The sequence below is a fragment of the Paenibacillus ilasis genome (genome assembly GCF_043195395.1).
Lineage (GTDB): Bacteria > Bacillota > Bacilli > Paenibacillales > Paenibacillaceae > Paenibacillus_AQ > Paenibacillus_AQ lautus.
Genome location: NZ_JBHDJG010000004.1, coordinates 198,066 through 219,039, shown reverse-complemented (window position 1 = coordinate 219,039; position 20,974 = coordinate 198,066). Strand labels below are relative to the sequence as shown.

At 51.5% G+C, this 20,974-nt stretch carries 23 protein-coding genes; 9 read left to right on the top strand and 14 right to left on the bottom strand.

Annotated features, from left to right (window positions below; all coding sequences use genetic code 11):
* Nucleotides 1-27: 27 nt before the first annotated feature.
* Nucleotides 28-618: a TetR/AcrR family transcriptional regulator gene (locus ACETK5_RS28435; protein WP_100541194.1), complete on the bottom strand. Its 591-nt coding sequence runs from the start codon at nucleotides 616-618 to the stop codon at nucleotides 28-30.
* A 323-nt stretch (nucleotides 619-941) separates the two neighbouring features.
* Between ACETK5_RS28435 and ACETK5_RS28430 the strand changes: the two genes are divergently transcribed.
* Both ACETK5_RS28430 and ACETK5_RS28425 read left to right on the top strand, forming a co-directional pair.
* Nucleotides 942-1,430, top strand: a complete 489-nt coding sequence (locus ACETK5_RS28430) for an RNA polymerase sigma factor (protein WP_100541195.1) — start codon at nucleotides 942-944, stop codon at nucleotides 1,428-1,430.
* Nucleotides 1,427-2,155 (top strand): zf-HC2 domain-containing protein, encoded by a 729-nt coding sequence (locus tag ACETK5_RS28425; protein WP_100541196.1) that lies wholly within the window; start codon nucleotides 1,427-1,429, stop codon nucleotides 2,153-2,155. The genes ACETK5_RS28430 and ACETK5_RS28425 overlap by 4 nt, the downstream gene beginning before the upstream one ends.
* Before the next feature lie 34 nt (nucleotides 2,156-2,189).
* Here the strand turns inward: ACETK5_RS28425 and ACETK5_RS28420 are convergent, their stop codons facing one another.
* The 5 genes from ACETK5_RS28420 to ACETK5_RS28400 all read right to left on the bottom strand — a co-directional run bounded on the left by ACETK5_RS28420 (nucleotide 2,190) and on the right by ACETK5_RS28400 (nucleotide 5,541).
* The gene (locus tag ACETK5_RS28420; RefSeq protein WP_243391005.1) at nucleotides 2,190-2,618 is read right to left on the bottom strand and encodes a phosphoethanolamine transferase CptA; all 429 of its coding nucleotides are present in this window, start codon (nucleotides 2,616-2,618) and stop codon (nucleotides 2,190-2,192) included.
* A gap of 101 nt (nucleotides 2,619-2,719) precedes the next feature.
* On the bottom strand, nucleotides 2,720-3,781 hold the full coding sequence (locus tag ACETK5_RS28415) for an LLM class flavin-dependent oxidoreductase (RefSeq protein WP_394059275.1): 1,062 nt from the start codon (nucleotides 3,779-3,781) through the stop codon (nucleotides 2,720-2,722).
* 264 nt (nucleotides 3,782-4,045) lie between these two features.
* Nucleotides 4,046-4,555 (bottom strand): SRPBCC domain-containing protein, encoded by a 510-nt coding sequence (locus tag ACETK5_RS28410; RefSeq protein ID WP_326118578.1) that lies wholly within the window; start codon nucleotides 4,553-4,555, stop codon nucleotides 4,046-4,048.
* A gap of 25 nt (nucleotides 4,556-4,580) precedes the next feature.
* Entirely contained in the window at nucleotides 4,581-4,916 is a 336-nt protein-coding gene (locus tag ACETK5_RS28405) for an ArsR/SmtB family transcription factor (protein ID WP_394059273.1), read from the bottom strand.
* Between the two features lie 268 nt (nucleotides 4,917-5,184).
* Nucleotides 5,185-5,541 carry a nucleotide excision repair endonuclease gene (locus tag ACETK5_RS28400; protein WP_100541200.1) on the bottom strand — a complete coding sequence of 119 codons (357 nt, stop codon included), beginning with the start codon at nucleotides 5,539-5,541 and terminating at the stop codon, nucleotides 5,185-5,187.
* Between the two features lie 154 nt (nucleotides 5,542-5,695).
* On the opposite strand from ACETK5_RS28400, the gene ACETK5_RS28395 reads away from it, so the two are divergent.
* From ACETK5_RS28395 to ACETK5_RS28385, 3 genes are all read left to right on the top strand, one after another.
* Complete coding sequence (locus ACETK5_RS28395; protein ID WP_100541201.1) at nucleotides 5,696-6,007, top strand: hypothetical protein; 312 nt, start codon at nucleotides 5,696-5,698, stop codon at nucleotides 6,005-6,007.
* Between the two features lie 33 nt (nucleotides 6,008-6,040).
* The gene (locus ACETK5_RS28390) at nucleotides 6,041-6,331 is read left to right on the top strand and encodes a transporter (protein WP_100541202.1); all 291 of its coding nucleotides are present in this window, start codon (nucleotides 6,041-6,043) and stop codon (nucleotides 6,329-6,331) included.
* Nucleotides 6,332-6,614: 283 nt separating this feature from the next.
* A complete protein-coding gene (locus ACETK5_RS28385; protein WP_326111189.1) occupies nucleotides 6,615-7,820 on the top strand; it encodes an MFS transporter in 1,206 nt (401 codons plus the stop codon).
* Between the two features lie 118 nt (nucleotides 7,821-7,938).
* On the opposite strand, the gene greA is transcribed toward ACETK5_RS28385, so the two are convergent.
* The 5 genes from greA to ACETK5_RS28360 form a co-directional block, all read right to left on the bottom strand.
* Nucleotides 7,939-8,415, bottom strand: a complete 477-nt coding sequence (gene greA, locus ACETK5_RS28380) for a transcription elongation factor GreA (RefSeq protein ID WP_100541204.1) — start codon at nucleotides 8,413-8,415, stop codon at nucleotides 7,939-7,941.
* Between the two features lie 290 nt (nucleotides 8,416-8,705).
* On the bottom strand, nucleotides 8,706-9,875 hold the full coding sequence (locus tag ACETK5_RS28375; RefSeq protein ID WP_394059270.1) for a mannitol-1-phosphate 5-dehydrogenase: 1,170 nt from the start codon (nucleotides 9,873-9,875) through the stop codon (nucleotides 8,706-8,708).
* On the bottom strand, nucleotides 9,872-10,312 hold the full coding sequence (locus tag ACETK5_RS28370; RefSeq protein WP_100541206.1) for a PTS sugar transporter subunit IIA: 441 nt from the start codon (nucleotides 10,310-10,312) through the stop codon (nucleotides 9,872-9,874). The genes ACETK5_RS28375 and ACETK5_RS28370 overlap by 4 nt, the downstream gene beginning before the upstream one ends.
* A gap of 16 nt (nucleotides 10,313-10,328) precedes the next feature.
* The gene (locus ACETK5_RS28365) at nucleotides 10,329-12,398 is read right to left on the bottom strand and encodes a BglG family transcription antiterminator (protein ID WP_394059538.1); all 2,070 of its coding nucleotides are present in this window, start codon (nucleotides 12,396-12,398) and stop codon (nucleotides 10,329-10,331) included.
* A gap of 74 nt (nucleotides 12,399-12,472) precedes the next feature.
* Entirely contained in the window at nucleotides 12,473-13,906 is a 1,434-nt protein-coding gene (locus ACETK5_RS28360) for a PTS mannitol transporter subunit IICB (protein WP_394059268.1), read from the bottom strand.
* Between the two features lie 371 nt (nucleotides 13,907-14,277).
* Here ACETK5_RS28360 and ACETK5_RS28355 point away from each other — a divergent pair, with 371 nt between their 5' ends.
* Nucleotides 14,278-14,736, top strand: coding sequence for a hypothetical protein (locus ACETK5_RS28355; RefSeq protein WP_100541208.1), 459 nt, complete (start codon nucleotides 14,278-14,280; stop codon nucleotides 14,734-14,736).
* 77 nt (nucleotides 14,737-14,813) lie between these two features.
* On the opposite strand, the gene ACETK5_RS28350 is transcribed toward ACETK5_RS28355, so the two are convergent.
* The 3 genes from ACETK5_RS28350 to ACETK5_RS28340 are packed head-to-tail and all read right to left on the bottom strand — an operon-like array spanning nucleotide 14,814 to nucleotide 17,322.
* Nucleotides 14,814-16,442 carry a glycoside hydrolase family 9 protein gene (locus ACETK5_RS28350; RefSeq protein ID WP_394059266.1) on the bottom strand — a complete coding sequence of 543 codons (1,629 nt, stop codon included), beginning with the start codon at nucleotides 16,440-16,442 and terminating at the stop codon, nucleotides 14,814-14,816.
* Nucleotides 16,439-16,591, bottom strand: a complete 153-nt coding sequence (locus tag ACETK5_RS28345; protein ID WP_165789780.1) for a hypothetical protein — start codon at nucleotides 16,589-16,591, stop codon at nucleotides 16,439-16,441. Before ACETK5_RS28345 ends, ACETK5_RS28350 begins: the two co-directional genes overlap by 4 nt.
* 38 nt (nucleotides 16,592-16,629) lie before the next feature.
* Nucleotides 16,630-17,322: an FHA domain-containing protein gene (locus ACETK5_RS28340; protein ID WP_394059264.1), complete on the bottom strand. Its 693-nt coding sequence runs from the start codon at nucleotides 17,320-17,322 to the stop codon at nucleotides 16,630-16,632.
* Between the two features lie 207 nt (nucleotides 17,323-17,529).
* Between ACETK5_RS28340 and ACETK5_RS28335 the strand changes: the two genes are divergently transcribed.
* The 3 genes from ACETK5_RS28335 (at nucleotide 17,530) to ACETK5_RS28325 (ending at nucleotide 20,797) form a co-directional block, all read left to right on the top strand.
* Nucleotides 17,530-18,516 carry a glycerophosphodiester phosphodiesterase family protein gene (locus ACETK5_RS28335; RefSeq protein WP_100541211.1) on the top strand — a complete coding sequence of 329 codons (987 nt, stop codon included), beginning with the start codon at nucleotides 17,530-17,532 and terminating at the stop codon, nucleotides 18,514-18,516.
* Between the two features lie 224 nt (nucleotides 18,517-18,740).
* Nucleotides 18,741-19,481 carry a hypothetical protein gene (locus ACETK5_RS28330; protein WP_100541212.1) on the top strand — a complete coding sequence of 247 codons (741 nt, stop codon included), beginning with the start codon at nucleotides 18,741-18,743 and terminating at the stop codon, nucleotides 19,479-19,481.
* A 38-nt stretch (nucleotides 19,482-19,519) separates the two neighbouring features.
* Nucleotides 19,520-20,797 carry a polysaccharide deacetylase family protein gene (locus ACETK5_RS28325; RefSeq protein WP_100541213.1) on the top strand — a complete coding sequence of 426 codons (1,278 nt, stop codon included), beginning with the start codon at nucleotides 19,520-19,522 and terminating at the stop codon, nucleotides 20,795-20,797.
* Nucleotides 20,798-20,974: the final 177 nt, after the last annotated feature.

Below are 20,974 nucleotides of genomic sequence, written 5' to 3'. Positions count from 1 at the left end.
TTACTGACATAACGTTTGAAAAAAATACTAGGGGGTTAACGCCCTAGCAAAAATCCGTACACTTTCCTCGATAAAGGCATCCAGCGTCACGGAAGAGAAGAGTTCCTCCGAGTCGAGCTCATTCATAAACGCCCCGAAGTTCATCATCATGAACGAAATGGCCCGCAGCTCCGGATCCCCTGCGATCACTTTGCCCTTCTCCGTCATCACGGTAAAATACTTCGTCAATACATCCATGTATTGTTTGGGATGTTTACTGGTAATCTCCCGCAAGCCCGGTAAATTATCGTTCTCCTTCACGCTGATCGTGATCAGCTTCCGATTCCGAATCATCAGCTCGTGATACGTCCGGCTGATAAGCAGCAGGTCTTCGCTTAAGTCTCCTACCAGCTTCTCTTCAAACAGCTTTGTCATTTCTTGACCATAATGATAGCGTTCAAAAGCCGTTTCCAGGAGGTTCTGCTTGCTGCCGAATTTACGAAACAAGGTTTTCTCGCTTAAGCCGGCAGCCGTAGCGATTTCCATCGTGGTTACCCCGTTGTAGCCCTTCCGAGAGATGAGGTCGATCGCGGCCAGCAGCAGCTTATCATCCGTGGTCAGGTTGTCACTATGCTCCATGAAGGCCCTCCCTCTTTCTACAGGAATGTCAGTACTTACTGTCATTTGATGAGCTTATCATATTCCTCTTGGGTATGCTCTGTCAAGCATTTAACAAAAAATAGGCCCCTTTCCCCCGGCATCTTCTTCTCGTTGCTCTTATCATGGCAGTTGATCGTATAATGAGAAGGACATTTGTCCAGAAGAGAAAGGAGCAACCCAACGACATAGAGGCGGCTTCGAATGGTATCCGCTATAAAGAAGATCGCCCGGCTAAAACTTTTTTCTCAAGTTCTTGTAACGAATCGGCCACGGCCCGGTCATATAGGCAAGGAGGTGAACAGGTGGCGGATTTGCACCAGATATACCATCAACACTTTCAAGATGTGTATCTGTTCCTGCTGTCGCTTAGCAGAGATGAACATGTTGCGGAAGAACTCACACAGGAGACGTTTTTCAAAGCGCTGAAGCATATCGATTCGTTTCAAGGTACGTGCAAACTAAGCGTTTGGCTCTGCCAAATCGCTAAACATACATACTTCTCCTATCTTGATAAGCAAAAGCGATATGAGCCGGCACCGCAGGTCGAGCACAGCAGCGATTTGGATATCGCATGGCAAACCGTCGATAAAGCAGAGGCTTTCCGAATCCACCAGATTCTGCACTTGATGGACGAGCCGTATAAAGAGGTGTTCACGCTGCGGGTATTCGGGGAGTTGTCTTTTGGCGAAATCAGTCAGCTGTTCGAAAAAACCGAGAGCTGGGCAAGAGTCACCTTCTTTCGAGCCAAGCAAAAAATTCAAAGCCTGTACAAGGAGGAGAACCGACCGTGAGCCGAGTTTCGTGTGATATTATTCAGGATTTGCTGCCCTTGTACTATGATGATGTGTGCAGCGCGGACACCAAAGCCCTGGTAGAAGGGCATCTAGCGGATTGCCCGGATTGCCGTGAGGTGCTGAGCCATATGAGTTCCCCTATGCCCTTGCCGGCCCAAACAATCGAGCAAAACAAACAGGAGGGAGCCGGTTTGCAGCAAGTTGCCGCCCAGTGGTCGCGCACCAAGTGGATCTCGTTTTCCAAGGGTTTATTGATTACTTGCCTAGCGGTTGGACTCCTGTTCCTCGTGTATGTCGGTCTGTTCAAATGGAACATTACGAGCGTGCCTACCCGCGTTATGCAAGTATCCGATATCAGCCAGCTGAAGGATGGGCGCATTGTCTATCATGTGAAGATGACCGACGGCTACAACGTCAATCAAGCTAGCATCGACTCGGATGCCGACGGAAACTTGTATATGACACCCAAGCGTCCCATCATCAAGTCGAAAAAGTTCGCGAATATGGGATTATCCAACATGTACTATTTCAATGATATTAAAGAGCGGAATGCCTATGAGAAGAGCTTTGGCGAAGGCGTTCAGATCAAGGCCCTTTATCTGGGGACGCCGGATGACCGGATTCTCATCTGGGAACAAGGCATGGAGCTGCCTGCGGCAAGCGAGTCCGTCGAGATGCAGTTTAATAGCGAGGAGAATGACAGCAAGAGACCGCCAGGGTAGCCCTTTGGGCCCCGAAGCGGTCTCTTGTTGAACCTCAAACCGTCGTAACAAATCTATGCAATAATCTCCACTCGATCCAAGCGTAGACCGAGCCGACCACCCCGAACAGAATAACTGCGGTGCTGACATGGAGCTCATATTCCTGTATGAATCGAACCTGATAGAATTCGTAAAACAGGAAAGCCCCAGCCCCGGCCCATAGCACGGCATACAGCAGAGCATACAGGATGAGTGAAGTCCTAACCCGTCGAATCATGCCGATTAGCCACGACAACGGGAGCACGATCACCGGATATAGGATCGATGATAAGAAGATCGGGATGATCACCAACACCAAACCCATATTACGAAGGCCGTAATATTCCGTCGTTGCAATCTTATATCCTTCGATATACTCCAAGCCTACGATCGCACCGGTAAACATCCATATAAATACGAACCACAGCACAAAATATTTGGCCACCCGCAAGATGTACACCACCTTGTCCGTTTAATTCATAAACGGTAGGGTCCGAAAAAAAGTTACGTTTATTTCCGTTTCATCGCAATAAAAGTGCTGCCAGCTTATTCCGCAGGTTCACCAGCCGCTTCCCAGCGGTCGATTTCCTTGCGCACCCGAGGGGCGACTTCGGTTCCCAGCAGTTCAATGGCTCGCATGACTTCATCATGAGGCATCGTTCCGACGGGCACGTGCAGCATAAAGCGGGTAATGCCCACATGCTTGCGCAGGTGAATGATTTTTTGGGCGACCGTCTCCGGGTCCCCCACATAGAGCGCACCTTCGAAGCTTCGTGCCGCATCGAATCTTGCGCGGTCATAGTATCCCCAGCCCCGCTCCCGTCCCAATACATTCATGCTGGCTTGGGTGGATGGGAAGAACTTGTCCGCTGCCAGCTCGGTTTCTTCCGCAATGAATCCATGGGAATGCGAGCCGATCGGCAGCTTCGATACATCGTGCCCGGCATGAGCTGCCGCTTCTTTATACAGCTTGACCAGCGGCGCGAACTGCAGGGGACTGCCGCCGATAATTGCCAGCACCAGCGGCAAACCGAGCAGGCCTGCCCTTACGACCGATTCCGAATTGCCTCCGCTGCCAATCCACACCGGCAGCGGATTCTGAACCGGCCGCGGGTAGACGCCTAAGTTATGAATCGCAGGGCGATGCCCGCCCTGCCAGGTTACTTTTTCCGACTCGCGGATTTTGAGCAGCAGCTCCAGCTTCTCCTCGAACAGCTCATCATAATGGCTCAGATCATAGCCGAATAACGGGAACGATTCGATGAACGAACCTCTGCCCGCCATAATCTCGGCACGGCCGTTCGAGATGGCATCCAAGGTGGCGAAATCCTGAAACACCCGCACCGGATCAGCGGAGGACAGCACCGTCACCGCACTGGTTAGCCGAATCCACTTCGTCTGCGACGCAGCCGCAGCGAGCACAACCGCAGGCGAAGATGCCGCATAATCCTTACGGTGATGCTCGCCTACCCCATACACATCCAATCCCACCTGATCAGCCAGCACGATTTCCTCAACAACCTCGCGCAGCCGCTGTGCATGGCTCATCACTTCGCCTGTCGTCACATCCGGCCAATTCTCTACGAACGAGCTAACTCCAATCTCCATCATGATTTCCTCCTATTATGCTTTGCCGCAGGGTTAGAACCGCAGGCAAAAGGTTATCGTTGTTTCATGCCTTAGGACAGTCAACATCGTTATCTATCATTCAATTATCTTTATATTGAACTTTTAACAGGGATTTTTCAAGTTACAAGTTAACTGATAACGAGAATCCTGTGGATTCGATGCATAAGAAATTCAAAAATGGCCGGCATCCATGCGGATTCCGGCCATTTCATGTTTCCTTTTAACCCTGTATTTGAGCTTGGCTTACTGCTTTGCTGCCAAGTATTCCTCCAGGCGATCCCAAGTTTGGGTAATGCCTTCTTCCATTCCCATATCCAGCACGGTTTTGAGAGCCTCCGGAGAATCGTACACTGCCCGGTTGATCAGCTTGGTCTTCCCATCCTGCTCCATAAAGGTCATCGTAGAGATAGGGGCAGGCATTCCCTCAGCAATGGTGCCTTCCGCATCGGAAAAATAATCGATAAGAACAATTTTCTCCGGCTCTTCGATCTCCTGGTACACCGATTTGCCCCAGGATTCCATGCCGTAGAAATCCCCCTGGTTCTTATCCAAACACTTCATGCAGTAATGCCACGAGCCGCCCGGACGGAAATCCATATTGGATACGGTAACCTCCCATCCACGAGGCCCCCACCACTGCTTAAGATGCTCTCCATCCGTAAACACCTTGAATACCAGCTCCCTAGGTGCATTAAACTCACGCTCCAATACAAGTACTTCCCCTTCAACCCGCGTAATCATTTGGTTTGTCATTATCCATTCCTCCTCATATTAGGTGTTAATCCTGTTTCTTACCTGTTCCTTTCGATTGCAGTTTCTCTAAGTAGTTATCCAAGTTGTCAAAGCGCTCGTTCCATATGCTTCGGTAATTATGGAGCCAATGGTCCAGTTCTACAAACGGCTCCGACCGCAGCATGTAGTTCCGCCGGTTCGCCTCCGCCCTTACCTCCACCAGCCCGGCTTCCAGCAGCACCTTCAGATGCTTGGAGGCTTGTGGCTGCCGAATATCAAGACGTTCAGCGATTTCTCCAACCGTTAAAGGCCCCTTCAGCAAGAGATCCACAATACGAAAACGGTTCGGTTCGGCTAAAGCGTTAAATGTTGTTAGTTCCATCTTGTTGTGATGACTGGTACAGACCCGCTGCTATAGCGTTTACGGTGATGGTCTGTTCTCTCTGTCCATGTCACCATCATCACCTCTTTTTTTTGCTGATTTAATGGTGCCGTACTTCCTGATAACAATATACCACGATAGGAATATTCCTGTAAAGGAATATTTAAATATTTCTTTAATTTTTTTTCACAACACAAAAAAAGCAATAAACGCGGGGCTTTACTCGGGCCACGTCTATTGCTTCTTGTTTTTTTATCCTTCGTATTCCTTACTTAAAAAACACCTTGTCTACATTATATTTGGCCTTGAATTCATTAATGATATAGGTTTCATAGATCTCTCGATGAACGGCGTCTTCAATGACGCAGACCTCGATTCTTGTCACCTCATCCCGATGCTCCTTCATCGGAGAGACGTTATCTTCAAAATGCTTCTTGATCCGCGGTCTTAGCTTTCTTGCTTTGCCAACAAACAGGAGTTCCTCCTTGCTGTTGTAGAACATGAAAATCCCGCCCCGATCTCTTGGAATCAGGTGAAAATCCGTAAATCCGTAAATGTGGCTCAACTCCGGAGCAGCCTGCTTGGTAATGGTAATGTCCACCTTGGGAATGGTTATATTGATCACGACTAACGCTCACTTCCTCAATTCATATATTGATCTAAATCGTATCACTAATCTGCTTATTTGCCCATGCGGGAAATTCAAGAGCACCCCTCTCTAGGCATCCGCATAGGATGGAAACTAGGTATGACTAATAACGATGGGGGTCTTTTTCAATATGAGCATTCAATATCCCGGACACCAGGAACAAACCTTGTATCAAGCTGAACCCAACATGATGCACAACATCAAATCGGTTCGCGATCATATTCACCGTCTTTGCAAGCAGCATGCGAATCAGATGGTTCGCGTCGAAACGCTCGACGGTGATGTTTTTGAAGGGACGATCATGCATTGCGAGAAGGGGATTCTGTATTTGAGTCTGTCCGGCTACGAAAACCAGCGCGGCTTCGGCCCCGGTTACTACAATAATGTCATCCTGCCCCTTGTCCTCTTCGAATTGCTTGTCATCACGCTGCTGTACACCTAAACCCATATAACCCGATTAAGGAGTGAACCCAATATGGCATTTATGCCGCCGCAAGGACCTCAGGGACCACTGCAAGGGCCCTTATCCCCGCCTCCAACCACGATCCCCCAACAACCTATGGCGAGTGCCTTTGCTGTTGACCCGGGAGCGATCAGAGGATGTTTGTTTCGCATCACCTATATTTGGCCGAGATTCGGGCCCGGCTTCTGGTTTTTTCCGACCTTCGTCGGCCGCACCTCGGTCGCCGGTTTCCGATGGACAGGAAGAAGATGGGTCTACTCGGGGTTCGATTTAAGAAGAATCCAGTCGTTCACCTGTTTTTAACCCTAATATTTAAGGGACGGAGTCGGCAGGTACGTTCAATGGCCCCAATGATCTGCCCGCTATCACGAGAGTGCCCCTTCGGCGCTCTCGAGTTCTTGCATAATGGACAAGCTTTCCTCAGTAGAGGCTTCCCTTTTCAGGGTATCCATTTTCCCCAAAAAATAAAGTTCTTGATTATCCTCCGACAACATTAAATAATATGTAACAGTCCCTCTTTAAAACCGATAATGGAGATTGGGATTATAAATTTAACCAACACAGCAGAAAGGTTGACTTGAACACCATGGATCTATCGCAACACGCTACTGGGAAAAAAGGCGCCAGAGAGCCCTTTCCCATCTCTATACTGTCTCTCACCGTTGGCGCTTTTGCCATTGGCATGACGGAGTTCGTTATCATGGGAATACTCCCTAATGTCGCGGATGATCTGAATGTCAGCATTGCATCGGCTGGGCAGCTGATTACGATGTACGCTCTCGGGGTAGCCGTAGGAGCCCCTATTCTAACGGTTCTAACCCACCAAATACCACAGAAAAAACTGCTCCTGCTGCTCATGGGCCTGTTTATTCTGGGTAACGGCATTTCGGTCTTCGCTCCGAGCTATGCCGTTCTGATGGGTGCCCGAATGCTGACCGCGCTGACGCACGGTACTTTCTTCGGTGTGGGAGCTGTCATCGCTTCGAACCTGGTGCGGCCGGACAAGCGTGCCGGGGCGGTGTCCATCATGATGGCCGGATTAACGATAGCCAATATCATCGGGGTTCCGATCGGCACCTTCATCGGCCAGACGATGGGCTGGCGTGCTTCATTCGGCGCGATTGCCGTTATGGGGGTGTTGGCATTGATCGGCATCCTGATCTTTATTCCGAAGCTACGGCAGGAACAAGCTTCAAGCATCGCTCAGCAAATTACAGCCCTTATCAGACCACAACTCCTTCTCTTCCTGCTGATCGGAGCGCTTGGTAACGCCGGCCTGTTCGCCGTCTTCACTTATATTGCGCCGCTGCTGATTGAGATCACCGGCTTTGCCGAACCCAGCGTCACCTGGATTCTGATCCTGTTTGGTATCGGCGTAACCGTCGGTAATATCGTGGGCGGAAGACTGGCCGACTGGAAGCTGCTGCCCTCCATTCTCGGCGTTTACTTTGCGACGGCCGTCATTCTGACCATCCTTACCGTGACGATCCATAACCCGGTCACGGCTGTACTGACCATCGTGTTGTGGGGTGCTGCTTCTTTCGCCGTTATGCCGGGAATGCAGGTGCGTGTAATGAGTCTGGCCCAGTCCGCTCCCGCTCTTGCCTCCACCGCAACCCACTCTGCGGGCAATCTCGGAAATGCGGCGGGGGCTTTTATCGGTGGGTTGGTCATTACCCATCTAAGCTTAACGGCCCTGCCTTGGGTGGGCGCTGGCTTGGTGGGACTCGCCTTCATTCTGGGAGCAGCCTGCTATATGTATGAGCGCAAGGCCGTAACGGCTAATGCTTAATTTCCAATAGCTGCAAAACTCTCGTTGCCATACGGAGCACGAACCATGTTGAAAAGGCGTAACCGGACATTGCACCCCGGTTACGCCTTTATTTATATATTCATTTATCCCTCTGCGATTACAGAGCTTTGATCTCCAGCAGCTCGTACTTGACGATACCCATCGGCGCTTCCACGTTGACTTGATCGCCTACCGCTTTGCCCATTAGTGCTTTGCCAAGCGGACTTTCATAGGAGACCTTATTGTTCAATACGTCTGCCTCGGCGGGTCCTACGACCTGATATTCAAGCTTCTCTGCAAACTCGATGTCGTTCAGGACGACATTCGAACCAACATTCACCGTTTTCGAGCTTACATGCTTGGCGTCGACAATCCGGGCGCTGTTGAGTGTTTTTTCCAGGATGATGATGCGCGTTTCCATAAACGCTTGGTCGTTCTTGGCCGAGTGGTACTCGCTGTTCTCCTTCAAGTCACCATAGCTGATCGCGAGCTTGATCCGTTCCGCTAACTCTTTGCGTTTTACATACTTGAGGTCATCAAGTTCTTCCTGGAGTTTATCATAGCCCTCCTGGGTCAAGATCAGTTCTTCTGCCATGTTCATCACATCCACTTTTTAATTTCTTATTTCTAGTGTACTCTTTATTTCGAAAATAAGCGAAAACTTTCTGAAAATCGATGGATGGAATATTTGGAATTTAATTACAATGACGGGATTGCCTCTGCCAAGATTAAACCACTTGGACAGCTACATGAAGGATTATTTTGAACAAATCAGGATCGTTGTATACCCCGAGTTAGAACCATAATAGCCCCTGATTTCTCTGCAAGGAGAACCAGGGGCTATATAAGATAGATAGAATGCCGTGGCCTATCGGCACGTGCATCTTACGAACTCGCTTCGATATCAGCCTTCAACGCTTCATACTGCTCCATCAGCTCACCCAGAATGGGATGCTCACCGGCAATGCCGGTATATTGGGAAGCCGTGTCGCTTGCACCGATATCCCGGACCGATGCTTGCAGCTCCACGCTTTCGGGATCTTCCGGAACATCGAACATCAGAGCCGCTGCCATGGATTTCGCCAAGCTCTTGTACGCAAGCCCGCTTTCGAATGCCAGCATGGCTGGCGACACCAGGCGGTCGCCCGGGGACAGCTTCCGGATCGGAGAGCGGCCTACGCGGGACACCTCGTCAGTTAGTGCCGGGTTGCGGAACCGCTCCAGGATGGTATCGATATAAGCTCCATGCTCGGAAGGGTTGAAGCCGTGTTTATGCATGAGCGCAGCTCCCGTCTCCTCCAGCACAGCACGGACATGACTCGCTACCTCTTCATCCTTCATGGCGTCCTGGATGGTCTCGTAGCCTTTTAGAAACCCTACATACGCGGCCGAGCAGTGTCCGGTATTCACCGTAAACAGCTTGCGCTCGATGTACGGCTCCAGACGGTCCACGTAGTGAATGCCTTCCACAGGGACATAATCCTCAAACATCTGCGAGCGATCCACCGCCCATTCATAGAACGGCTCCACCACGACCTTCAGACGGTCCTCATGCTGCTGCAGCGGCACAATCCGGTCTACGGCTGCATCCGGGAAAGCCACGCGCTGGTCGGCCTTCTGCTTCGTCTCGTCATCAAGCTTCCCGTAGACGTGCTCTTTCAGCTGCGTACTGCCGCCGATGGCATTCTCGCATGCAATAATATGAAGGGGGGCAGCAGACTCCGCTTGCAGCCGAAGCTTCAGCCCCTCGGCAATAGTGCCGGCGATAAACTTCAGAATGTTCACGCCTACCGCAGTCGTCACGAGATCCGCTTCCGCTACTGCACGTGCGGCAGCTTCGGGCTCCGAGGCGCTGTTGAGTGCGGTGATACCTTTAACGATCGTGGTCTCCTGCCCTTCGCTGGCCAAGGTGACGGGATACTCCCCGCGTGCTTTCAGCTCCGATACCAGCTCTTCGTTCACATCGATAAAACAAACCTCATAACCGGCTTGTGACAGCAAGAGCCCTATAAAACCGCGCCCGATGTTACCTGCTCCGAAATGGACTGCTTTCATGCGCCCATTCCTCCTTCGAAGATCGCCAGAATCTCCTCTTCGCTGGAAGCGTTCATCACCTTCTCAATGCTTTCGTCATCCGTGAAGATCATCGCCACATTCGTCAGAATCTCCATGTGATCACCGCCGGCAGCCGCAATACCAATAACAATAAACGCCGGCTCATCCCCTCCGAAATCTACGCCTTCCGGGAAGCGGACGATCGACAATCCCGTGGAGAGGACCATGCCTTTCGCCTCTTTCGTGCCATGGGGAATCGCGAGTCCTCCGCCCATATAAGTGGACGCAATCTCTTCGCGTTCCAGCATTTTATCCACGTAATCCTCGGATACATGGCCTGCCTGTACAAGCAGATTTCCCGCCATGCGGATGGCTTCGCTCTTGCTGTCAGCCTTTGCGTTCAGTATGACTTTATCTTTGGACAGTATGTTATTCATGTTGATCTCCCTCTTTCTATGGTCTGTGATTGAAAAAATGCTGAAGCTCTTCCGCCAAATAGGATCGGATTTCTTCCTCGCTGCCCCGCTCCATCAGCTCAATCAGCTCGGAGTGAAGCAGCATGGCGCTGATTTCACTGAGCACCTCCAAGCTCTCCTTCGGAAGCTGCTTCGGTGCCAGCATCAGCAGAATGACACCCGCCTCCGCCCCGTCCTCCAGCGGCGCTCGGTGCGCCAGCCGGAACAAGGTTAGAGACGGCCAGGAAATATAGCGGCTGCGCGTATGGAACAAGGCCAGCGTCGTATCCGGAATGAGCTGGGTGCCCATCCGTTCGCGCTCAAGCAAACGCTCCTTCACCTTCTCCGCATCACGGACAGCCCCGCGTTCAACCACCTTAGCCAAGGCTTCGTTCAATGTGCCCTGCAAATCATCCTGCCGATTATCCAGGTGGTATACATGGAAGCCACCCAAAAGCGTTACGATCTCGTTCATCAGGGCAGCCTGCATGCGTAGACGCTCGAATGATGCGACCCTATGCTCTACCTCGATTCGCTTATCTGCAGCCATGCTTCCGGCCGGTGTCAAGGATGTGCTCTGGATGAATTGCAGCAGCGCCTCTTTATCATCCGCCGTGAGCAGCGGACTTAATCTCACATACCGATCCTTCGGCAGCGGAAGATCAATGGTCGAAATAATGAGATCATATTGCTCCTTCGGTATCCGGGCCGCTTCATACCACGAGACGTTGCCGAGCACCTCAATCTGCGGCATCTCCTTATTCAGTCGTGTCCCGAGAAGCCTTGAGGAGCTAAGGCCGCTGGAACATACCAGAATGGCCTTCAAATGGTGCCCCAGCTGGTTCAGACGTTCGCTGGAAGCACCGAAATGCATAACCAGAAACCCGATTTCTTCATCCGGGATGGTCAAACCCAGCTTCAGCTCGTCAACCGAACGACGGACGATTCCAAACAGCTCCTCATAATCCTTCCGAATCGGGCTCAGCAAGGGATTCCGGATCCGGGTCCCTTCCCGAATCCGTTTCATGGCAGCCCCGATGTGTTCCACCAGACCTGCCCGCAGGGTGCGGTCCTCCTGATACGGAATGCCGGTGCGCCCCTGAACCCGTTCGATAAGACGTTGGGCGATCTCCACCATCTCCACATCCGTGTGAGCCAGTTCGCTGACCTCGGACATGTCCTTCGCAGATTCGAACAAATGAGCGATATATTTCATTTCAGGATCGTGAAAGTCAATCTTCAAGGTTTGGCCAAGGCGACTCGCGAAAGCCTTTGCCTCCTCCACTGAAGCGGAGGATTTGCCATATCCCGCAATATCCCTTGTCTCTATGCTCCGCCCCTGCTTGATCCTGTTTACGGAAACCGATAACGCTATGAGCATGGCAGTATAGGCACTTTCGCTAAGCCCCTCGGTCCAATCCCAGTTCATATCCCATAAACATTTCTCTACATCCAGCAGCACCGGTTTATCAATCATGGAGAGCAGACGGGCGGTCACAGGCTCGCTTTGATCACGATATCCATCCCCGACAAGATCGGAATAATCCAGATATTCCTCAACAAGCCGACAAATCGCCGATCGCCTTACACCTTCCGAGCCTTCAATCTCGATACCATAGCCTCTGCGGCGAATAAGGTTAAGATTAAACCGCTTCATCCATGGCTCCAGCTCATCCAGGTCATTACTGACGGTCGGCACGGTGACCTTTAAACTATGAGCCAAAGCAAACAGTTTGATGGGTTCATTCGCCTCAAGCAGGGCGCACATCATAAGGATTTTGCGCTCTTCCACGGAATAATCGGCCGGCTTTCCTGCAAGCAGGCGCTTCCGCAGCTGAGCCATCTCCCCAAGCGTCTCCTCTTCCAGCCGGATACCCGTTCCCGACTTTTTATGAAGCAGAACGCCCGTACCCTGCAATTCCTTCTCAATCTCCTCCATTTCCCGGTGAACCGTCCTGACGCTGACCCCGACCTCAGCGGCTATTTCTGCAGCCGTCATGCCCTCGTTCCTGCTCATCAGGAGCAGAAGGATTTGTCGCTGGCGGGCAGTGATGTGTCCCAGACGCATGGCCCCCTTCTTCATGAAATGAAAGACAACGCCGGCGTTACTACGCCAGCGTGTCATATGGTTTTAGGCTTATGTTAGTCTTTGAGTCGTTCCACCAGCTCATCATACCTCGGACTCTTCAGGAAGTTGTCGATGGAGATATGCTCCGCATTCGGATTCTTCGCGATGGCCCGCTCGGTGAGTGTCTTCTGGGTAATGACGATATCCGCGTCATCCGGTATTTCACTGACCGCCGAGTTCACAACCGTAATGTCGACGCCCGCTTGCTGCAGTTTCTTTCTTAATACCGAGGCGCCCATTGCGCTGGAGCCCATGCCGGCATCGCAAGCAAACACGATTTTATTCACATTCTCTTTGTCCAGATTAGCTACAGCCGCCGAAGCAGGGGCGACTTGGTCGTTCATGCCGCCGGTTTTCATTTCTCTCATCTTGGCGGATGCTTCTTCCAAATTCGGCTCTTCTTCGGTCTGTTTGCCTGTTTTTAGCAGTAATGCCGCTACAGCAAAGGAGACCACCGTTGCAACAATAACACCGGCCAGGACCGCAATCAGACCACCTTTAGGCGCCATGGCGAAGTAAGCAAGGATGCTGCCCGGCGACGCAGGGCCCACCAATCCGGCTCCAAGAATCTGGAAGGTGAAGGTGCCGGCAACACCACCTGCAATAGCAGCCAGGATCAGAACCGGCTTCATCAGAATATACGGGAAGTAAATCTCATGAATACCGCCCAGGAAGTGAATGACAACCGCCCCCGGCGCGGAAGACTTGGCAGATCCACGTCCGAAGAACCAATAGGCAAGAAGAATGCCTAGGCCCGGACCGGGATTCGACTCCAGCATATACAGAACCGATTGGCCGATACGTGCTGATTCCTCTGTGGCGATCGGACTGAAAATCCCGTGGTTGATCGCATTGTTGAGGAACAATACCTTCGCCGGCTCAACGATAATGTTGACCAGCGGAAGCAGGTTGGCATTGACCAATACGTCAACACCGGCTGACAGCGCTTGGGTAATGCCCTGTACAAGCGGCCCGATTCCGGTGTACGCCACCAATGTGAGCGCGCCGCCAATAATGCCGAGCGAGAAGTTATTCACCAGCATTTCGAAGCCGGATTTGATTTTGCCTTCAATCAGCTTATCGAACTGCTTCAATACCCATGCAGCCAGCGGACCGACAATCATAGCCCCGAGGAACATCGGAATCTCCGCTCCGACGATAACCCCGACCGTGGCAACCGCGCCGATAACCGCACCGCGTTTGCCGTGGATCATCTGCCCGCCCGTGTAACCGATCAAGAGCGGGAGCAAGTACTTGATCATCGGGTCAACCAGCGATCCCAGATTCTCGTTCGGGAACCAGCCGGTCGGGATGAACAGAGCCGTAATCAGACCCCAAGCAATAAACGCGCCGATATTCGGCATCACCATACCGCTAAGGAGACGGCCGAGCTGTTGTACCCTTACGCGAATGCCTTTGGAAGCGTTTGTATTTGTCTCGTTGGACATCGTATAGACCTCCTAGTCATATTTGAAAATAAATCGGAATGTTGTTGTGTCGCTATCATCTGACATCTCTATGTTAAGTCAGCCCGGCAAAAGGCTCAACGAAAGGAAAAGCGAGTTTCGTCAAGAATATTGTTGACAACTTTTAAAAGGATCATGTCGTTTTTTTGAAAATACCGCTGCACCGCGGTTTCATTCGTAGAGCAAGCCCGTCCCTTGATTCTGTAATTTCCAAGCTTTCACGCCTAAGCCACGTAATTTCACGGATTGCGTACATCCCCGTCATAAGTTCACAACATTCCTTCGGTAAACTGAACCTCATAACGGATAACAGCGTGAATCCGAACTTACAACGATGGAGGTTTTCCCGCAAAATGAACACCCCAGCAAGAAATCACATCGGCCTATCGATGTTTACTATCATTCTGTTGGCTTTGCTCGGTGTGCCCCGCGTGATTGCCCATGATTTGCAATGGGTCGATCCCCATGGGTTCATCAACCGGCTGCTTGTCTTTATTCCCCCGATCATCTGGATTCTTTATGTACTCGGGAAGCGGCATAGCGTAAAACATCCTTTTGTACCCTTAATGGTCATCGGCGCAGTCTATGGATTGCTCTTGGGCATTACCCATCAGCTATTGTGGAATATGGCATTCGAAACGCCGCCGGCCCTGGGCGACAACCTGGCTGATCTACCGGCAGCAGCTAACAGCTTTCTGACCAGAGCCTTTGCCTTCATCAGCAGCATGGTGACAGGTACAGTGGTCGGCATCGTCTCAGGTATGGTAGCCACGGTGCTTCATCCGCTGGTGAAGGGGCGATCAAGACGCTAACCATGAACGGGTCGATACAAAAAAAGAAGCGTCGAGAATCTCTCGGCGTTTCTTTTTCTTTAGCATGCTTTATGCTTCTACACAAAATGAGATAACACGAACACAGCCGGCGAATTCCAATAGATGGCCACCTCGTTGGTAGAATAGCTGTCCATCACATCGGCAAAGGAGGCTGCGGGTGCCTTGCCGGCCAAGTGCTCACGCGCGTAATCGTCATGAAGTCCCTTGTTCGGACCGCCAGAGAGTAGACCCGGGACTGGATCTTCCACGCCATCGCCTTCGGAAGGACGATGATGCGGGTGCAGGATTGGCTTAGCCCCATACCCTGTTACGTAGCTCATCCCCACCACGTTGGCCCCGAACACATAGTGTATGTGCTCGTGCACATGACGCTCATAGTCTTCAGAGCCAGACAGTCTTCCCGCCACCAGCAGGAGCATCGCATGATTCAATACCACCATATTGCTGCCCCAAATATATTGATCCGGCAGCAGCGAGATCCCATAACCGTCCCGAGCACTGACAGCGGCAAGCGCATCCGCACGCTGAAGCAGGCCCGTCATCAGTTCCTGCGCGAGCTCGGGCTCTTCTTCCCGCTCCGACATCAGATAGGCGAAGGTTCCATAGCCGCCCATGTCCGCCCATCCCAATTCGTATTTTTCGAAAGAGTCCTGCTTGGCTAAAGCTTGAAAAGCCTCATGATACCTCGCCTCCCCCGTTGTACGGTATAGCTCTGCCGCGGCCCAGTACCGTTCATCCTCATCCTGGGCGTCACCGTACTCACCTGTAGCGATATCAGCCGGATTGCGGAAGCCCGGCGCGTTCGGATGTTCCTCCAGCCATGCCCAAGCGCGCTCCGCTGCTCTCAGACAGCTCCCAGAGAAGGTTTCGTCGTAGGGAGAATATACCCGCGCCGACATCGCCATGGCTCCGGCAAAACAACCGGTTGCCGTTGCCGAGATTGGCGACAGGTACAGCGGGGCCGTATCGTCTTCCGGCATCACGTCTCCCGCCGGAAACCGCAAGGTGGTGAGTTTATGGAACACGCCTCCCGATGCCTCATCCTGCATGCGCTGCATCCATTCCAGCTCATACCGGCATTCATGAAGCACGTCCGGCAGGCGGCCGTCGCTTTCCGGCAGTGGGAGCGGCTGAGCAAACGCCTCCGGGTAAAACTCGAAAGCCAGCAGCAGGTCGGCTACCGCTTTGGCACCAGGCACGACATACTTGCCATAGTCGCCGGCATCATGCCATCCACCCCAGGCATCCACCTGTCGCGATTCGTCTCCATGAACGAAGGCAGGCGTAAGATGACATGCTCCGTGATGCCAGGGTCCGGCATGCAGCTCATCGAGTTTCGCCCCGCAGCGGAAATAATAAAACGCTTTCAATAACGCGCGGTGCGCATCCTCGTATACCTCGTCGGCTATGACAAAAGGAACGGACGCTTGCCCATTCTCCGCCTCGATCCGATAAGTGCCTGGCACTGCCCATGCGGTGAAATCTCCCCGGCTTACGATCTGCCCGCTGGCAGCATCCTCGATGGCCGGAGAGGTTTGCCCCTGCCAAACCACCTCGCCATTCAGGGAATCGACGACGTGAAACCGACCGCCCTGACCGGCAATAACGGCAATCTTGGCGTCCCGGCTCCGATAACCCAACTGGTTAACGGCAATGCCGTTTTGCTGTACGTGCTCCTTGTTCATCTCCTCTGCTCATCCCTTCCGATTGTCAATTCGAAATTTCCATGCTTTACAACTTCGATAGCTATGGTCATTTCCCTCTTATCCGCTGATAAATAGAACTGGAATGAAAGCAAGCCCTTCCTGCCGGTGAGGAAGAGCTTGTCTCTCATGTTTTCATCTTGAGTTCATCGTGTACTTACGATCACGTTTATCCATCCGCTTGTGTTTGCAAAATATAACCCTTTCCCCGGATGCTTTCAATGTCCAGAATGCCTCGCGTCTTCTTACGCACCCGATAGATCAGCGCATTCAGCTCCTCGGAGCTGACATCGGGCACTTCATCCGTTCCGCAGCTTCGCTCGGGCCAAATGTATACCTTAAGCTGATCCTTGGACACGAACTGCCCCTGGTGGTTGACCAGCAGCTCCATGCATTTGTACTCTTTTTCCGAAAAAGCGTACACATCCTCGCCGTATACCAGCTCCTGCTTGAAAGGATTCAGCCTAAGCCCGCCGGAGGCCTCAACCGCCGCCAGCTGCTTGATCAGCGGGGTAATGTCCATCGTCTCATCCATGCTGAGGATGGAGAAGGACAACACGATCAGATCTCCAGCGAGTACAATGGTGTCTCCATGCTGAAGGGGAATTTCATCATGGGGATCCAGCCGTTTCTGATTGACGAAGGTACCATGCTTGCTGTTTAGATCCTTGATGCTGAACTTCCCGTTTCGATACAGCAGCGCTGCATGCCGCCGGGATACAAAAATGTTATCAAACGCGATATCCGGATCAAAATGCTGGCCCTTGCGGCCAAGCACTGTTATGGGTTTGGTCATAGCTATGACGTCTCCACGTTCATATGGGTTCCCCCGCTCCACCATCAAAAAGGAGGATTTGTCCATCATGCTCCCTCCCGTTCTTATTATAACTGCTCATTGTGTTTATCAGTTCGCTATTATGCAATTGTTATGGTCCAGCTATTGAGTATGCGCCCAAAATCACTAAGATTTAGGAAAGAAGGATTTAAATAGAGAACTTAAATAGAGATATAGATAGAGATAAATATAATCTACTACTGCATATTGTATACGATTTTGGGGGATTGGATCATGCGAAAACTAAAAAGATGGAAGAAGATCATACTGTTTGTTCTTGTGCTGTTTGTATTTCTGTTTGTAAATAATACATCCCTGTTCACCAAAGACCGGGACGCCCAGCCGCTGCTGCTGGCGCACCGCGGGCTTGGCCAGACCTTCTCGATGGAAGGCATTCAAGCTGACACTTGCACCGCCTCCCGCATCTATGTGCCGGAGCATGCTTACCTGGAGAATACCATTCCGTCCATGAAAGCCGCATTCGAAGCAGGCGCCGATATCGTGGAACTGGACATCAAACCAACCAAGGACGGCCAGTTCGCCGTCTTCCATGATTGGACCCTGGAATGCCGCACCAACGTGGAGGGCTCGGTCAAGGATTATACCATGGAGCAGCTAAAAAACATAGACATCGGGTATGGCTACACGGCCGATCAGGGAGCAACTTATCCTTTTCGGGGAAAGGGATTCGGGCTGATTCCGTCGTTAGACGAGGTATTAGAGGCATTCCCTGACGGCTCCTTCCTGATCCATATCAAAAGCACCGACCCCGAAGAGGGAAAACTCCTGGCAGAGTATCTCTCCGGACTGCCGGTGAAGCGTCTCAGCCAGCTGACCGTTTACGGAGACGATGAGCCGATTCGTGCTTTAAAATCACAGCTTCCCTCCCTGCGCGTCATGTCGATGGGTACGCTGAAGAGCTGTCTCGTATCCTACGCCGGAGCCGGCTGGAGCGGCTACCTTCCATCGGTTTGCCGAAACACCCAGCTGCATATACCGGAAAAATATGCCCGTTACTTGTGGGGATGGCCGGATAAATTTCTGAACCGGATGGACAGCATCAATACACGCGTCATCCTCGTCGCCGGGGACGGCGGCTGGTCGGAAGGCTTTGACTCCGCAGCGGATTTGGAGCGACTGCCGGAAGACTACAGCGGCGGGATTTGGACGAATCGGGTTGACGTTATCACCCCCGAGCTGACCATCAAGAAGAATGAATAATCGAAGGGTCCCCTATGTCATTCAACTCATCCATACGGGCGTGTTGATAACCCGCGTAAACCGGAATATCCGCCCGCTAAAAAGCTCCTGCCCCGCTGCGGGGCTTTTTTTATTTTCACGGGGTGAAAGGCAAAGTTTTTGGGACGTTTTTACCGATTACTATTAATAGGGGTCTTTTAGCCTAATTACATACTAGAATCATTGAATATATAGGAGTTGATATTTTGGCCAGGGAAACAGAGAAAAAAGGAATGGCGTGGTTTAAGAGTGCCCGCTCGAATCAGAACCAGCCCGAGAAGAACAGTACCGAACAAGAGGATATTGCCGTAGCGGCAGAAGAAGAGGCGGCTTATTCCGCGGAGCCTGAACTGCCCGCTGCAGAAGGAAACAAACAGCTATTCTCCAAGGATAACCAGGACAAGATCGGCCTCGATGTCATTGTTTCGATCGAGAACATGCTGAAGGAACGGCAACTGTTGACCTATAAGAATAGAGGCCTGGAGGATCAGCTCTTTACCGCGAACGAAACGATCAACCGGTATAAGCATGAGCAGATCAAGAGAGATCAGCTGGTTCAGGAGAAGAACAAGGAAATCCGCGAACTCGAGAACGTGCTGACTAACAAACAGATGACCTACGACCAGCTGCTGGAGGATTACAAGGAATACCAGCTAACGTCGAACCTGGCGTATGAGAAGCTCTCCAACCAGTTGGAAACCGAGACCGCCAAGTACAACAAGCTCTATGAGGAGTCTAACAATACGCAATATCAGAGCATGCTCAAGATCAACTCCCTTGAAGAGAAGGTCCGGGAGCTGGAGATTGCCAACCAGAAGTACGCGGAGCAATACCAGAACATTCTGGATGATAAAGCCAAGCTTATGCAGACCATCAATGATTTTACCGAGAAGATGTCCTTCTCCTTCTCACCGAAAACCACGGCTTCCAATACACCATCGGAATAATCATATCCGCATGAACAGCTAGAGAAAGGGGGGCCATCATGTCAGAATCCTATGGCAAAATCATAGAGCTGCTGGCGATCGAGAGGGATACCGAAGCATTCGGTCTACGAATCAACCTATCCCTTATAGAATCGGCGGAGCTAATATGGTTAACCGATAACGAAACCATAGCGAATATAACAGCCGTGTCGGAGTTCGACGGGGTTCATAAATACCGATTATCCTTGCATACCGCATGGGATGCAAACAAACAGCAGTACATAGGTTCCATTACGCGTACATATCGTGATCATAGTGAGCGGTTTTCATTTGCCTGCTCCGTTCATTTCAGGAACGAATTAGAGTCCATCAAGAAGATCCGACATGTAGATGACTTGCACACGCTGCCCTTCCTGTCCACGCATCGATCCGAAGCGGATCAGCCCGAGGAGATGCAAGCCGAAGAGCACATAAAGACCTCTCGTTTCGCAAGGAAACGGCGCCATCTTCCGCTTAAGCTGGTAAGCGCCGTCATGATGAGCTTGATTTTTGTTGTATTATTAAGTTCATTTAACTACTCATATCCCGGTGACATACGTCCTCACCCTGCAGTAACGGCCACTGCGGAAGCAGAGACCGTCATCCAATTGCTTGCCGAGAACCGGAGCGCCCTCATCGCGAAACCCGTGGCAGCCTTAAGGGCGAAAGAAGCGGAGAGCAAACCGAAGGATATCAACCCCTCTGCCTCCCTTCCGCAGCTGGAGCTGGAGGATTTCATCTCGTTCGGCCTGCCCAAAGGCTATGTAGCCCTTACTTTCGATGATGGGCCATCCAAGCACTCCATCGATATTATGAACGTCTTAAAAAAATACAAGGTTGGCGGAACGTTCTTCTTCGTTGGCACCAACGTGAAAAAGCATCCCGACTATGTCAGGGCCATCCATGCGAACGGATACTCCGTCGGCAGTCATTCCATGACCCATAGCCAGATGCCAAGCCTTGCCTATGAACAGCAGCAGGCAGAGTTGACCCGCGTGGCCAACCTCATCGAGCATATTACCGACGAGAAGCTGGTCCTCTTTCGCCCGCCCTACGGGGCCTTTGACGATCGGACCGAGGCGTTAAGCCGGCAGCAAGGCAGTAAAATGGTGCTCTGGAACCGGGACCCCGAGGATTGGCTGACCCGCGACGAGGATAAAATCCTCGATTATGTCCAGCATATCGAGGCTTCCGGCTCCATCATACTCCTGCATGAATCGCAGGCTGTTGTGGACGCCTTGCCGAAGATTATTAAGCACCTGCAGGATCAGGGGCTCACTATCGTCAGTTTGCAATAATCAACCTATGCCTTAAGAAAAAACGTCTATCGGCTAACTTTCTCAGCAGACAGACCGCATTTAGTGGAAGTTTTTCTTGCGAGATAAGAATGGTTAGCCTCTGAAGTTTAAGAAAAGGCCGTACCCGTTGTTCTGTAAACATCGGGTACGGCCTTTTATTATGGATAAACAAACGAT